This window comes from Nocardiopsis listeri NBRC 13360 (assembly GCF_001570765.1).
In the GTDB taxonomy this organism is placed as follows: Bacteria; Actinomycetota; Actinomycetes; order Streptosporangiales; family Streptosporangiaceae; genus Nocardiopsis; species Nocardiopsis listeri.
The window spans coordinates 1-15,096 of the sequence record NZ_BCSH01000038.1; the positions used below are offsets into that span (position 1 = coordinate 1).

Annotated in this window: 11 protein-coding genes; 4 read left to right on the forward strand and 7 right to left on the reverse strand. The window is 70.5% G+C overall.

All coding sequences use genetic code 11. From position 1 onward, the window contains the following. Positions 1–70: 70 nt before the first annotated feature. On the reverse strand, positions 71–1,288 hold the full coding sequence (locus NLI01S_RS12780; protein WP_067603996.1) for an MFS transporter: 1,218 nt from the start codon (positions 1,286–1,288) through the stop codon (positions 71–73). A gap of 164 nt (positions 1,289–1,452) precedes the next feature. Next, positions 1,453–2,034, reverse strand: coding sequence for an RNA 2',3'-cyclic phosphodiesterase (gene thpR, locus NLI01S_RS12785; protein ID WP_067603998.1), 582 nt, complete (start codon positions 2,032–2,034; stop codon positions 1,453–1,455). Positions 2,035–2,110: 76 nt separating this feature from the next. Here thpR and NLI01S_RS12790 point away from each other — a divergent pair, with 76 nt between their 5' ends. Next, entirely contained in the window at positions 2,111–2,854 is a 744-nt protein-coding gene (locus tag NLI01S_RS12790; protein ID WP_223809220.1) for a sulfite exporter TauE/SafE family protein, read from the forward strand. Here the strand turns inward: NLI01S_RS12790 and NLI01S_RS12795 are convergent. Continuing rightward, a complete protein-coding gene (locus tag NLI01S_RS12795; RefSeq protein WP_067604013.1) occupies positions 2,844–4,202 on the reverse strand; it encodes an MFS transporter in 1,359 nt (452 codons plus the stop codon). The two genes, NLI01S_RS12790 and NLI01S_RS12795, sit on opposite strands and share 11 nt — an antisense overlap. 190 nt (positions 4,203–4,392) lie before the next feature. After that, the gene (locus tag NLI01S_RS12800) at positions 4,393–5,850 is read right to left on the reverse strand and encodes an NCS2 family permease (protein WP_067604003.1); all 1,458 of its coding nucleotides are present in this window, start codon (positions 5,848–5,850) and stop codon (positions 4,393–4,395) included. Positions 5,851–6,069: 219 nt separating this feature from the next. Between NLI01S_RS12800 and NLI01S_RS12805 the strand changes: the two genes are divergently transcribed. Together NLI01S_RS12805 and NLI01S_RS12810 are read left to right on the forward strand one after the other, a co-directional pair. Continuing rightward, positions 6,070–6,345, forward strand: a complete 276-nt coding sequence (locus NLI01S_RS12805; RefSeq protein ID WP_084392549.1) for a DUF2530 domain-containing protein — start codon at positions 6,070–6,072, stop codon at positions 6,343–6,345. A 41-nt stretch (positions 6,346–6,386) separates the two neighbouring features. Next, positions 6,387–7,883: a DUF7059 domain-containing protein gene (locus NLI01S_RS12810; RefSeq protein WP_067604007.1), complete on the forward strand. Its 1,497-nt coding sequence runs from the start codon at positions 6,387–6,389 to the stop codon at positions 7,881–7,883. 15 nt (positions 7,884–7,898) lie between these two features. Here NLI01S_RS12810 and NLI01S_RS12815 read toward each other — a convergent pair whose 3' ends face one another. Then, entirely contained in the window at positions 7,899–9,431 is a 1,533-nt protein-coding gene (locus tag NLI01S_RS12815) for an MFS transporter (RefSeq protein WP_223809221.1), read from the reverse strand. Between the two features lie 133 nt (positions 9,432–9,564). Between NLI01S_RS12815 and NLI01S_RS12820 the strand changes: the two genes are divergently transcribed. After that, positions 9,565–10,440, forward strand: coding sequence for an MOSC domain-containing protein (locus NLI01S_RS12820; RefSeq protein WP_067604009.1), 876 nt, complete (start codon positions 9,565–9,567; stop codon positions 10,438–10,440). A gap of 232 nt (positions 10,441–10,672) precedes the next feature. On the opposite strand, the gene NLI01S_RS12825 is transcribed toward NLI01S_RS12820, so the two are convergent. Next, positions 10,673–13,813 (reverse strand): sacsin N-terminal ATP-binding-like domain-containing protein, encoded by a 3,141-nt coding sequence (locus tag NLI01S_RS12825; RefSeq protein ID WP_067604017.1) that lies wholly within the window; start codon positions 13,811–13,813, stop codon positions 10,673–10,675. Positions 13,814–14,046: 233 nt separating this feature from the next. Next, complete coding sequence (locus tag NLI01S_RS12830; RefSeq protein WP_067604011.1) at positions 14,047–14,802, reverse strand: DUF3027 domain-containing protein; 756 nt, start codon at positions 14,800–14,802, stop codon at positions 14,047–14,049. Positions 14,803–15,096 lie beyond the last annotated feature (294 nt).

Genomic DNA, 15,096 nt, shown 5'->3' on the forward strand with positions numbered 1-15,096 from the left:
GACCCCAGGCGCCCCACCAACACACCCCACACCCACCAACCACCACCGGCTACCCCTTGGAATCACTCATCTAGGCTCCACTCCCCTGGCGGACCAGGGGCTCCGGAACCTCGGTGGGGTACCGACGGACGGACAGGACCATCACCACCAGGGCCAGGAGTCCGACGGCCGCGGCGGCCGCGGGCACCGCCGCGCCCCCGGAGGAGGCCACCACCGCCCCGCCGACCATCCCCGCCACCGCCGTGCCCACGTAGAGTCCGCCGGTGTTGAGGGCGAGGGCCTCGGTGCCGGCGTCCCCGACCAGGCGGAGCAGTCGGGCGCTCATGGGCGCGGCGAAACCCCAGGCGGCGAAACCCCAGACCGCGAAGACCCCGCCCAGGACCCACACCGGGAGCCCTCCCCCGGTCAACGGGGCGAGGAGCGCCAGGACGACACTGGTGGCGACCATCCCGACGAAGGTGACCAACAGGACCCGGTCGGCGCCCCACCGGTCGGTGGCCCGCCCGCACACCAGGGTGCCGAGCGCGCCGGCCACACCGATCGTGGCGATCAGGGGAGCCAGGACCACGCCCGAGGAACCGGTGAGGTCCACGGTGACCGGAGCGACGTAGGTGTAAATCATGAAACCGCAGCTCGCACCCAGGACGGTCCCGGTGACGCAGAACAGGATCGCGGGACGGGCCAACGCCCTGAACTGCTCACGCGGGCCCGTCTGCGAGGATCCGGGGAGCGAGGGCAACAGAACGGCCGAGGCGAGCAGGACCAGGAAGGTGAGGACGGCCACGGCGACGAAGGCCGCGCGCCAGCCGAAGGCGGTCCCGAGCACGGTGCCGGCCGGCACCCCCAGGAACAGCGACACGGTGAGGCCCGCCGCCACCGTTCCGACCGCGCGACCGGTGCGTTCGGGCGCGGACAGCCCCGCCGCCATGGCGAAGGCCACCGGGGTGATGAGGGCCGCCACCAGCGCGGCGCAGACCCGCAGCGCCATCAGCGCGACGTACCCGGGGGCCAGGGCGGTGATCAGGTTGACCAGCGCGAACAGGGCGAGCGCGCCGAGCAGCAGGGCGCGTCGGGGCAGGCGGGCCGTGGCCACGGCCAACGGCGGCGCCGCGACGGCGTAGGTGATCGAGAAGACCGTGACCAACTGTCCGGCCGCGGCCGTGCCCACGTCGAGGTCCTGGGCGATGACGGGGAGGAGTCCGGCGATGAGCAGGTCGTCGGTACCGACGGCGAAGGCGGCCAGGGTCAGGCAGAGCAGCCACCCCGGACGTGGTGTGCGTGAGGACATGCCGGAACGCTAAAACCCTGACACAGGTGTCAGGGTCAAGCCGTGCCCGGGGAGGAACCTCCGGTCCGATCAGCCCAGAAGGGCGCCCAGGATCACGATGGCCATGATCGAACCGAGCACCACGGGCAACAGCCAGCGCTGCTTGCGGTTGTTGGTCAGCATGCTCATGGCGTACCGCGCTCCGGTGCTCGTTGGGATTCGCCATCCCAGGGTAGTCGCCAGGTCCGGGCGGTCCGGTAGCGGTCCACCCTTCCGGGCCGGCTCTCCACCAGGTCGATCCGATCGGCCCGCCAACCGATCCGGGGCGGGTCTCCCAGCGCGCGCAAGATCCCGGCGGGTGAACGCGATGGGCGGGCGCGGGCGAGGGTGAGGTGCGGCACGAAGGGACGTGAGGCAACGGGCACCCCGTTCATGCGCGCGACCGCGGTCAGGTCGTGGACGAGCCCTTCCAGTGGGCCGACCACGCCCGCCCAGAACACCGAGGCGGGACCGTCGCTTCGGGGAAAGGCACCCCATCCGTCGAGCGCCAGGTGGGGTGCGGGGCGGCCGTGGAGGGCGCGCTCCAGCGCGTCGGCGAGTCCGGGGACGCGTTCGTCGGCCACCTCACCGAGAAACAACAGGGTGAGGTGCCACTCCTCGCGTCGAGTCCAGCGCAGCCCCGGTTCGTGCCCACGGCCCCGGCGCACGGCCTCGCCCAGCGCGTCCAGGACCTCCCGGGGAGGCCACAGCGCGACGAACAACCTCATGGGGTCATCCCCTCCTCGGATAGGCGAGACGTCCTGCTCGGGTTAGGGTCTCCTGGTCCCCTTCGAACTCTTCCCCGTGAGCCGCCCCATGTTCGTCCTCGCCGGTGTGTTCGTCGCGCTCACCTTGGCCGCGCTGGTCCGGATCGCCGCCGGGTTCGGCTTCGCCCTGGTGTCCGTCCCCCTGCTGGCGCTGCTGTTGGACCCGGTGACCTCGGTGGTGCTCGCCGCGACCTTGTCGGTTCCACTGAACCTGTGGGTCGCGATCGGCGACCGGGCGCACGTGGACCGCAAGGGTTCCCTGTTGTTGTCGGGGTGCGTGCTCGTCGGGGTCCCGTTCGGCCTGTGGGCGCTCAACGTCGTGCCCGAGTCGACGCTGTTGCTGCTGATCGCGCTCTCGGTGGTCGTGGGAACCCTGCTGGTGGGGCTGCGGGTACGGGTGCCCGGTGGGATGGGCGCGGTGGCGGGGATGAGCGTGCTCTCCGGCGCGTCCTTCGCCGCGACCGCGATCGACGGGCCGCTCCTGGTGGCCGGGCTCCAAGGGTCCCGGCTGGCCGATCTCCCGCCGAGGGTCCAACGCGCCACGTTGGCGGTGGCGTTCTCCGTCACGAGCGCGGCGACGCTGGTGGGGTTCGGGTTCGGCGGTCAGCTGACCCCACAGGTGGGCGGCCTGGTGGCGGTGGGTGTCCCGGCCCTGCTGCTCGGCACCTTCGTCGGGGAACGGTTGTTCCGGAGGTTGGACGCCGAACTCTTCCGCCGCACCGTCCTCGTGCTGTTGGTGGTGAGTTCGGTGTCCATGGTCACGCGGGTGGTCACCGCTTGACCCCCCGCGCCTCCTCCGGTGCCGGTGCCGCGATGCGTTCCACATCGGGATCGTTCCGTGACCCGGGCTTCGCCGTGACCTCGCCGTCGACCGCGGCCTCGGTGGAACCGCGCCGGCGGGCCGGCAGCAGTTCGCGTGCGTGGACGCCCTTGATCCGCAGGAGCATGGCCGAGAGCACGGCGACCACGACCGTGGTGACCGCGCCGCCCACGATGAGGCTGACCCTGGGACCGAACGCGTCGGCGAGCATGCCCACCACCGGAGCGCCGATCGGGGCCACGCCCATGAACACCAACAGGAACATGCTCATCGCCCGTCCTCGCATCCGAGGGTCGACGCTGAGCTGGAAGGTGGCGTTGAGGGTGGTCACGTAGGTCATGAAGAGCACGCCCATGGGGACCAGGACCACGACGAACGCCACGTAGCCGGGCATGAACCCGGCGATCAACTGGGTGACTCCGAAGCCCATCGAACCGATGAGCACCAGTCGCAGCCGTGGGTGTTCGCGTCGAGCGGCCAACAGCGCGCCCGCGAGCGCGCCCACCGCGAGGGCCGCGGCCGCCACTCCGAACGCCTCGGCTCCGCTCTCGAACACGTTGTTGACCATGAGCGCGATCTGGTTCTGGCTGTTGGCGCCGAAGAACTGCACCGACGCCGCCAGGGCCAGCAGCACGACGAGGTCGCGTCTGCCACCGATGTAGCGCAGCCCCTCCCTGATCTGGCCCTTGCCGCGTGGCACGCGATCGGTGGAGTTGAGCTCACCGGCGCGGATCATCAGCAGCGCCACGATCGTGAAACCGAACGAGGCGCCGTTGATCATGAACACGGGGCCACTGCCGATGAGGCCGATCAACAGACCGGCGATGGCGGGTCCGGTGACCCGTCCGAGCTGGAAGCTGGCGCTGTTCAGGGCGATCGCGTTGGGCAGCAGGTCGCGGTCGACCATCTCCGGGACGAACGCCTGCCGCCCCGGGTTGTCGAGCACGGTGATCATGCCCAGGCCGAAGGCGAAGAGGTACACGTGCCAGACCTCGGCTGCGCCGAGCGTGGCCAGCACACCGAGCGCCACGGCCAACACGCCCATGGAGGCCTGGGTCAGCACCAGCAGACGACGCTTGTCGAAGCGGTCGACCATGGCCCCGCCCCAGAGCCCGAAGAAGAGCATGGGCAGGAACTGTAGGGCGGTGGTCATGCCCAGCGCGATACCGCTGCCGCCACTGAGCTGGAGCACCAGCCAGTCCTGGGCGATGCGCTGCATCCAGGTGCCGGGGTTGGACACGAGCTGACCGAGGGCGTAGATCCGGTAGTTGCGCACGCCCAGCGAACGGAACATCGCGATACGTCGCATCATCCCCTCCCCTGTCGGGCGAACCCGTGGAGGGGGGCTGAAACCAGCATCGTGGCGGAGGTACGGGAACAAAGAAGTAAACGGCGTTGACTCATCATCTGAGTCAACGCCGTTCACCACCGCTTCCATTCCCCGTCACTCGTGGGACGACCCCATGAGTGACGGGGAACGCGGTTCGATCCGAGGGGGATCAGCCGATCAGGGCGTAGATCGCCGGTTCCGCGAAGTGGATCAGGAAGACCACCGAGATGAGCCAGAGCAGCGGATGCACCCGGCGCGCGCGCCCCGTGACCAACATGACGAAGGCGTAGCCGAGCAGACCGAACCCGATGCCGTTCGCGATCGAGTACGTGAACGGCATCATGATGATCGCCAGGAAGGAGCCGATGCCGATCGCCGGGTCCTTGAAGTCGATGTTGGTGACCTGGGTGAGCATCATGAAGCCCACGATCACCAGCACCGGCGTGGCGGCCTCGAAGGGCACGAGGCTCACCAGCGGGGTGAAGAGCGTCGCGATCAGGAACATCGCACCGGTGACGATCGGTGCGATACCGGTACGGGCGCCCTCACCGACACCCGCGGCGGACTCGGCGTACAGGGTCGCGACCGAGGCCGAACCCAGACCACCGAGGATGGTGCCCACCGAGTCGGCGACCAGGACCTCGCGGGTTCCCTCGATGTTGCCGTCGTCGTCGGCCAGGCCGCCCTGGTGCGCGACACCCACCATGGTGCCCATGGTGTCGAAGAAGTCCGCCAGCAGCAGCGTGAAGATCAGCATGAGCACGGTGGCGACACCGACGTCCGACCACCGCTCGGCGATGTTGAACCCACCCTCGGTGAAGAGACCGAGGAGGGAGACGTCGGGCACCGCCACGAGGTCGTCCACGCTGGTGGGGAGGCTGGGAACGGTGAGCGCCCAGCCCAGTCCCTCGGCGCCGTCACCGAGCAGGGTCTCCACCACGATGGCGAGGGCCGTGGCGACCACGATGCCCAGGAGCAGGGCGCCTCGGACGTTGCGCACGTAGAGGGCGATGCTGACCAGCAGACCGATGACGAAGAGCAGGATGGGCCAGCCGTTGAGGCCGCCGTTGCCCAACTGGACCAGGGTGCCGTCGCCGGCCTGGATGAAGCCGGCGTTCACCAGACCGATCAGGGCGAGGAAGAGACCCACGCCGACGGCGATCGCGACCTTGAGACCGGGCGGGATCGCGGCGAACACAGCGGTACGGAACCCGGTGAGCACCAGGATCAAGAGCAGGACGCCCTCGACGATGATCAGCAGGAAGACGTCCGCCCAGGACATCAGGGGGGCGATCCCGTAGGCGACGACCGCGTTGAGGCCCATGCCCGCGGCGATGGCGAACGGGTAGCGGCTGACCACACCCATGAGGACACAGGAGAGCGCCGCCACCAGCGCGGTCATGGCGGCGACACCCGGAAGCCCCAGGGTGTCCCCGTTGACGTCCTCGGCCGTGCCGAGGATCAGTGGGTTGAGGACCACGATGTAGGCCATGGCGAAGAAGGTCGCCATGCCGCCTCGGATCTCGGTTCCGAGGGTCGAACCACGCTCCGTGATCTTGAAATAGCGGTCGACCGGCCCCGTGGGCCGTCTGGTGTATTCGGTGGGGGATGGATTCGATGCGTTCACGTCGTCAGCCTGACCTGCTCGTGTTACGGGACATCAAGGATTGTGCGCCAGATTAGTTGCATATTCGTACAACAGCATCCTCTGGAGTCACTCCAGGTTTGTACAAATCGCCATGTGATCGGATGATCGGATCTACAAGTGTGAGCAACACATCTCCGCTCCGACCTCCCACAACGCCTCCTTCCCCCTCGGCCCGGCGGCACCGGATAACCTGAACCCGTGCGCAAACCTCGCCGACCAGATCCGGAAGTTCACGAGACCGACTACCGAGTGCCGGCCGCCATCGGCACCGGCGCGTGGTCGGTCGCGCTCATCGTGCTGCTCGTCATGGGCGACTCCCTGCCCGACTCCGAACGCTGGTGGATCGGTGTCTGTGTGACCGGAATCGCCCTCGGTGTCTTCGGGTTCCTCTACATCCCCCATCTCCTCCACAGCCGCGGGGAGAGGGCCGAGCACGCCGCCGGAAGGACCGAGGACCGTTCCAAGGCCCCTTGACCTGTGCCGGCCGCACCGTGAACCTGCCCGATAATGGGCGGGTGTCTGAGACAGAATTCCCGCGCGGTCTCGCCGACCGTCTTCGCGGCATCCTCATCGACGCCGACTACACGGTGTCCGGTGTCCGCGACCGGCTCGGCGACGCCGCCGCAAAGGCCCTGGCCCGCGAACAGCTGGTGCCCGCCCTGCGCGCCACCGGCGGAGAGGAACGCCTCGGACTGCTGCTGCGTCTGTGGTGGCTACGCGGTGCCGTCCCGCTCCGCGCCGCCCGCGGCATCCTTCCCGTGGACGAACTCGCCGAAGCCGGCCTGGTGCGCGTCGACGACGGACCCGAGGGTCAGGTGGTCCGAGCACTGGTGCACCTGGGCCCGTGGGAGCTGGAGGACGGCCGCCAGGGCTTCGTGGTGTCCGACCCCAAGGTGCGTCCGGGCAGCGGCGACGTCCCCGGCCACGACCACGTCGTCGGCACCGGGGGAGCCTCCGCGAACCTGTCCCGATTGATGGTCGACGGGCCCTTCGACCGCGCCCTGGACCTGGGCACCGGTTGTGGGGTCCAGGCCCTGCACCTGGCCTCCAGGGCACGTGAGGTGGTGGCCACCGACCTCAACCCGCGCGCCGTCCGGCTGGCGGGCATCAGCCTGGCGCTGTCCGGGGTCCACGACGCCCGTCTGCTCCAGGGTTCGTTGTTCGAACCGGTCGAGGACGAACGCTTCGACCTGATCGTGTCCAACCCGCCCTTCGTCATCACCCCCGACGCGGCCCGTTACACCTACCGCGAGTCCGACCTACCGGGCGACACCGTCTGCGCCGAACTGGTCAGACAGGCCCCCGCCCATCTCACCGACGGCGGCTGGGCCCAGTTCCTGGCCAACTGGACCCACACCGACGGCGACGACTGGGAGGACCGGGTCGGCGGGTGGATCACCGGCACCGGTTGTTCGGGCTGGGTGGTCCAGCGCGACGTCCAGGACCCGGCCGAGTACGTGGAACTGTGGCTGCGGGACTCCTGCGAGCACGGGACCCCCGAGTACACGCGACGCTACGACGCCTGGCTGGACTACTTCGAGCGCGAGGGCATCAAGGGCATCGGGTTCGGCTGGATCAGTCTGCGCAACGACGTCGCCCAGGACGCCACGGTCCGGGTCGAGGAACTGCGGCACGACGTCGAGCAGCCGGTGGGGCGCTACCTGCCGGACGTGGTGGACGGATCGATGACCGCGCGGCGGCTCACCGACGCCGCCCTGTTGGCGGCACACGTGGCGCTCGCGCCCGGTGTGGTCGAGGAGCGGGTGGGCGTGCCGGGCGCGCCCGACCCGGAGAAGATCCTGCTCCGGCAGCGGGAGGGCCTGCACCGGGTGGCCCGGATCGGCACCGTGGAGGCGGCCCTGGCCAGCGTCTGCGACGGCACCATGCCGGTCGGTCCGTTGCTGGACGCGATCGCCGGACTCATGGGCGAGGACCAGGAGACCATCCGCGAACGCACCCCGGACGCGCTGCGCACCCTCATCTCCGAGGGATTCTTTCGCGTCACCCGCTGACCCGACGGGGGCGACTCATCCTTGCGCGGGGGTCGTCTCCGAGGCGCTCCCCCGCTTGTACAGGAAACCGAACAGGCCACTCGCCGTCAGTACGACGACTGCGATGAGCAGGGTCGCCCGGTAGCCGCTGTCGAAGGCGTGGACGGCCTCCGCCAGCAGCGCGGCCGCGGCGTCCTCCTCCATCCCCGCGGCTACCCCGCGGGCCTCGTCCAGCCCACCGGCCGCTTCGGCGGGGGCGCCCTCGGGCAGGGCGACGGTCCGGGCGTAGACGGCGGAGAGCAGGCTGCCCAGGATCGCCACGCCGGTCAGGCTGCCGAGTTCGTAGGAGACCTCCTCCACCGAGGAGGCCATCCCGGCCCGGTGTTCGGGCGCGTACCCCACGATCGCGGCCGAGGCGGCGGTCATCGCGGCCCCGGTGCCGGCGCCCGCAACCAGCAATCCGGTGACCGTCCAGGCGAGCGGAGCGTTCGAGGTGAACAGGACCAACGCCGTGCCCGCCGCGATCACCAACAGACCGGTGCCGATCACCGGACGCGTGCCCAGACGGGACAGGAGCGCCCCGGCGGTGACGCCGACCGGCAGCGCGCCCAGGGCCATGGCGGCCACCACCGACCCCGAGTGGAACGGGGTCAGGTCCAGTACCAGTTGAAGGCGTTGGGTCAACACCAGCTGTACCCCGGCGACGGCGAACATCGCCATGGCCGCGGCCAACACCCCGATGAGGATGCGAGGGTCGCGCAGCAGCGCGAAGTCGATCAACGGGTAGGAGCGTCCTCGTTGACGGCGTACGAAGGTCCACCAACCCGCCACCGAGACCACCAGCGCCACGAGCCCCACCGTGGCCCGGGGTTCCGGACCGGTGACCTCCTTGATCGCGTACACCGCGCCGGCCAGACCGGCCATCACCTGGACCGAACCGATCAGGTCCCAGGGGCGGTCGGAACCGCCCGAGCCACCCGGCGCGACCACGGCCGCCAGCGCCAGGGCCACCAGCACGATCGGCACGTTCACCAGGAAGACCGAGCCCCACCAGAAGTACGCCAGCAGGAGTCCGCCGACGATCGGCCCGACGGCGGCGCCCACCATGGCCATGGTCCCCCACACGCCGATCGCGATACCGCGCTCGTGTTCGTCGGTGAAGGTGATCCGGATCAGTGACAGGGTGGCGGGCATCATCGCGGCGGCGCCCACCGCCAGGAAGGCGCGCCCGGCGACCAGGATCTCCGGGGTCGTGGCGTAGGCGGCCACCAGGGACGCCGAACCGAACAGGACCAGCCCGATCAGGTACATGCGTTTGTGCCCGACCCGGTCCCCGAGGGTCCCGGCGCCCAGCAACAGCCCCGCCATGACCAGGGGATAGGCGTTGATGATCCACAGACGTTGGGAGGCGTTCGCGCCGAGGTCGGCGCTCAAGGTGGGCAGCGCCGTGTACAGCACCGTCATGTCCACCGAGATCAACAGCAACCCGGCGGAGACCGCGGCCAGGACCAGCCACCTTCGGGCCGGGCCCAGGACCGGTGCTTCGGTCCCATTCCTCACGTCGCTCACGAACGCCCCTTTCACCACTCCCATCCTGCCGGTCCGCTCGACGGAACGCACCATCAGGGCGGTCCCGACGATCGGGATGCTCGGGATGATCGGTTCGGAGTGGTCGAATCGGTGGTTCCACTAACTTGGTCGCATGGCCCCTGAACCCATCGCCCGTGTGAGCACGCTCGTCACCTACCCCGTGAAGGGGTGCGCGGGCGTCCCCCTGTCGACCTCCAAGGTCACCACCGCCGGTCTCACCCACGACCGCTCCTTCATGGTGGTCGACGGCTCCGGCACCTTCCGCAGTCAGCGTAGGGACCCTCGGATGGCGCGGCTCGTCCCGGAGATCGACGCCGACGCCACCCGTTTGACGCTGCGGACCCCCGGGGCCGAACCACTCGAACTCAAGACCACCGCCGACGGCCCGCGTCTGGACGTCACCGTGCACGGGAACCCCTTCCAGGGCGTTGACCAGGGCGACGAGGCCGCCGCGTGGCTGACGGAGGTGCTCGGTTCGTCCAGCAGGCTCGTGCGAGTGCCCGACGACCACCGGCGCCAGACCAGTGGCCTGACCACCGGCACCGCGGGGTTCGCCGACGGCCACGCCGCCGTGTTGGCTTCGCTGTCCTCACTGGACCTGCTCAACGAACGCATCCTCGCCACCGGGGGCGAGCCCGTACCGATCTCGCGGTTCCGACCCAACGTCATCGTGTCCGGCTGGCCGGAGGCGCACACCGAGGACCGGGTGCGCAGGGTCCGCCTGGGCACCGCGGAGCTCGGTTACGCGAAGGTGTGCATCCGGTGCGCGGTGACCACCGTCGACCAGGAGACCGGTGACAAGCGCGGACCCGAACCGCTGCGCGCCCTGGCCGGGTACCGACGCGCGGACGACGGCGGCGTGGCGTTCTGCTCGAAGTTCGCCGTGACCGTCCCCGGCACCGTGTCCGTCGGCGACCCGTTGGAGGTCACCGAGTGGGCCGAGCCGGAGCAGGGTCTGGGCCCACGCCTGGCGGACGCCCTCGCCTGAGCCGTGATCCCGCCACCGGGGGGGGGAGAAGGGCGCTTCCTTCACCGCCGGCGGCGAGATCTACTGGTTCGTGAACCACGGGGGTTGCCCGTTCGGGTCCGGAGACGCTTCTGCAAGAGGAGTCGAGCCGCGAGCGAGGAACGAGCGACCGGCGCGGACGACGATGAAGAAGCGTCTGCAAAGGACCCGAACCCGGGCCGAAGCGCCAGCGGAGGCCCCGAACAAACACTGCCTACTCCAGGTCGGACTCGGCGAGCAGGTACGCCGCGGCCGACGGATCGCGCAGCACCGCCGCCAACAGGTGGCGGCGCGACCACTGCCCGGCACGCCAGCACAGCGCCCGGGCCAGCCCCTCCGTGCCGGAGGCGTGCACCGTTCCGTCGCCCGTGTACCAGTCCAGCTCGACCCCGTCCACGGTGAGGGTCCGATGGTGCAGGTAGGTACGGTCCGAACCCTCCGCACCGTCGAGGAACAGCGCCGCCTCGTCCGGTACGGCGCGTATCCGCCCGGCCGAGTTCACCTTCGCGGTGACTACCTCGGAGGCCAGGTCCAGGTCGAGGACGTCGGCCAACCGTTCGGCGACGTCGGCCGCGGCCAACACCAGCGGCCGGTCCTCCAACAGGGGCAGCAGGTCCGGTGAGTCCACCACCACGGCGTCGCCTGCGTCGGCGACCACGATCGATCCGGCCTGGACGGCCCGCACCAGGTCGGGCGGGTCGACTCGGTCGACGTCCAGATCCGCCAGGGCGGTCCACAGGCGCCGCAGGGCGGAACGGTCGACGTGACGGGCCGGATCGGCCAGTCGCTTCAGGAGGTCCTCGGGACCATCGGGGTCGGCGAGCAGGTCGGCAAGGGTCCTGCGCACGCCCAGTGCCCGGGCGAACTCGGGGTCGATACCGGCGGGCACCTCGTCGTACAGGCCCAGGAGCGCGGGGTCGGCGTCGGCGGTGCGCAGCTCCACCGGCGCGCGATCGTTCAGCAGGGCGCGGGTACGCAGCCACCAGGCGGTGTAGGAGGGCGCGTCCACGACCCGGCCGTCCGACGTCGACAACCGCGCCGGTTCGGTGACGGCCACGCGCAACGACCCGGAGGAGAGCATCGTCAACGCCTTGGGCCAGGCGTCGTCGGCGATGTAGTCGAGGTCGGCCACGCACACCAGCTCGGGGACGACCGGAGGCAACTCCGGATCACCGAGACGTTCCAGGAGTTCGTCGGACCAGTCCCCCAGTCCTTCCGGGCCGTCCTCCCCGGCGGTCCCGTCGAAGATCGACCCCGGGTCGTCCCCCAGGGCGACCTCCTCGGCGCGCACCACGGTGAGCCCCCACAGGGCGCCCACGGCTCGCAGCGCGTCGGATCCGTGCCTGCGGACGAGGTCCTCGTGCACGGTCCCGAACGGGGCGTCGTGGACCAGCAGTTCGGCCAACGGTGCGCCGGGGACCAGGAGTTCGGCGGCGATGGAGTAACCGTCCTCGTCGTCGCGCAGCGCGAGCTCGGACAGCCATGGCAGGTCCTCGACGGTGACGCCGGCGGCGGCGACCAGGTCCAGGACGGCCTCGGCGATCGGTTCGGGATCCTCGGCGTCCAGGGACGTACGGACGGCGCCCTCGGTGTTGGGGTCGGCCAGCACCGTGGCGGCCTCCGCCTCGACCGCGCCCAGACGCAGCAGGAGCGGGTGGACGGCATCGGGGTGGACCACGCGCACGCCCAGGGTCGCCAGGACGGCGGGGTCGAGCCGGTCGCCCTCGGCGTCGACCACCCGGGCCCAGTCGTCGGTGGGCAACAGCAGGGAGCGGGGACCGCGAACGAGCCGGTCGTCGGCCAAGGGCACCGGTAGGGCCCCGAGTTCGTCGAGGTCGGCGCCGGCGGTGCCCGCGCCGGCCAGAGCCTTGTACAGCGAGGCCCACCAGGAAGGCGGCCGTTGGGCGTCCCCGAGAAGGTCGACGAGGTCGGCCAGACCCAGACGGTGCACGCGGAGCGAGACGAACGCGGGGTGGCGGGGGCTCCACGTGCCGGGCAGCAGCGGTGGCGCCGACTCCGCGAGCAGGTCCACGAGTTCGGGAACCCCACTGGAACCGCCCGTGTCCAGGAGGACGGCGTCGCGCGGCGCGACGGGGAGTCCGGCGGCGGTGACCAGGAACGCGGTGTCCAGGAGCGGTTCGGCGACGCGGGCCCGGAAGACCGCGTCGATGGCGCCGCCGCCCACCCGGGTGGCGGGCACCAGGTCGAGGGCGTCCCGGGGGTCGAAGCGGCGCAGCAGCGCGCAGTAGGCGTCGGCCGCCTCCGTGAGCAACAGGTCGGTGGTGCCTCCGGGCCGCACCGAACGGCGGTCCGAACCCAAGGGGAACGTTCCGATGAGCACCGCCGACAGGTCGAGTTCGGTGTCGGTGGGGGTCGGTGCGTGCACGACGCTCTCGACGTCGGCGGGCAGCGCCCCGACTCGACCATCCTCATCGATCGGTACGGCCCAGGTCAGCGACCACGCGGTGCGTTCGCGGTCCTCGGTGGGTCGATCCGAGAGCAGACGGGGGTCGAACTCGCCGGAGCGGGACAGGGTCCGCCAGTGGGTGACCCGGGTGCCGTCGTCGCCGTGGCCGGTGGTGACCAGGTCGATCCCGGCCGCCTCGTCACCCTCGGAGCGGGTGAGCAGTCGTTCGGAGCCGTCGACCACGACGCGCACCTCGGCCAGGCCCTCCAAGGCGAGCAGCAGCGCTTCACCGGTGCGCTCCAGCAGCTCCCGCGCCCGTTCTCGGGCCTGCTCGTCCCGGAGCACCATGGTGACGACCGTGTCGAAGTCGCCCTCGGGGCGATCCGGCAGCACGTCGGCGGGAAAGGGCAGCCTCAGCATCGGTACGTGTCCCGAGCGCCGCGCCACCTCGTCGGCGAGGTCGGCGTGGGTGCCGTTGGCGCCCAGCAGGTCGGTGACCACGGCCCGGGCGCGTTCGGCGGAGAAGTGCACGGCCCCGTGCCCCGAGTCCACGACGACGTTGTCGCTGAGCGCCGCCACCGCGGAGAAACCGACCCCGAACCGGCCCACGGAGCCTTCGTCACCGCGTTTGGTGGAGGCTCGCAGGGTGGCGAGCGACTCCACCCCGTCCGAGGTCAGGTGGGCGCCGGTGTTGGCCGCGGTGAGGCGGTCATCGGCCAGTTCGAGGCGGAGCCGCCCGGGTACCCCGGCGCGTCGTGCGGCGTCGGCGGCGTTCTGCGCCAGCTCCACCACCAGTCGGTCCCGGTAGCCGCCCAGCGCGAAGTCCTCTTCGGCGTTGGCGTCCTCCCTGAAGCGGGCGGGCGCGTCCGCCCACGCCGACAGCACGCGTCTGCGTAGTTCGGCGGTGTCGTAAGGATCGGTCACCGACGCGGTCACCGGCTCGGCCATGATGGTCTCCTCCTGCGCGGGGCACACGGTGCGATCGGTTCGGCGCGTGGGCGCGCACGATCCGGGCGAGATGAGCCAATGGGTCTGCTCGACCCTAGCCCACGTCCCTGCCCCCGTCCCTCGGCCGTCGAAGCGGCGCGGCGCGTGGTGCCCGGGACGTGCGAGGGCCCCGCCGCTGTACGGCGGGGCCCTCGTGTCGTGTTTTCCGGGTGGATCTGCCCGTGGTGGGACTCTCAGGAGTCGGAGGAGACCAGTTCCAGTTCCGTGGTGTCGTCGAAAACGATGTGGTCGTAACCCATCTCGTCGACGACCGGTGCGACCGGCTCGTTCTGCGGGCCGGGTCGACGGACCTCGGAGTGGGCGCCACAGCCGTGGTCGAGCGAGACGACCTTGCCGTCGTCGGGGGCGAACTCGTTGGTGCACACCCCGAACATCTGACGCAGCTCACCGGCCAGCGGGGTCATGAAACCGCAGGTGCCGCAGCGGGCCGGCGCGGCCGTGGCGACGGGGCTGCGCGGTCCGGCGTCGCCGTTGTACCAGCGCTCCGCGGCCTGTTCACGGCCGACTTCGGAGAGCACCTGGCGACGGCCCAGTCCGAGCTCCCACACCATCTGCTTGTCCATGCCCTCGGCGTCGAGTTCGCTGTCGGGCACCTGCGCGTAACCGGGGACGAGTCGTTCGTCGCCTTCCTCGGTGGGCAGGAGGTCTCCCGCGCCGAGGTCGCCGGGGCGCACTCGTTCCTTCCATGGAACCCACTCGGGTGCGATGAGCGCACCCTCTCCGGGAAGCTGGACCACCTCGTTGACCGTGACTTTCCTGGCACGCGAAGCGCGTACCACGGTGACCGCGTAGGTCCATCCCGGGTATGAGGGGTCCAGGCACTCGAAGTAGTGGGTGACCAGGCGTGTGTCCTCGACCTGGGCGGTGAGGTGCTCACCCACCCATTCGGGTCGCCCGACCTCCGCTGCCACCGATCGGGCCAGATCCACCGCGTCGATACATGCCTTGTCCGGTACAGGAGAACGTCGAGAAGGGCTCACGTCCCCCATTCTCACTGATCGCGGGCACCGATTTGACCACAACGCGGGTCAAGATTCGTCCGGTTGCGACCTCTTGGCCATCTCTTGTCACACCGTCTGCCTGGAAGGTCGTTGCGCCCGCCCGGAACCGGCCGCTCTCCGCCCCTCCTCCCGCTTCTCCGGTAACGATCGTCTCCGGATTCGTCACATTCGGGGGGACCCGGGGTGGTGGTCCGGGGGCGTGGTGGCCGGCTTCGACGGCCA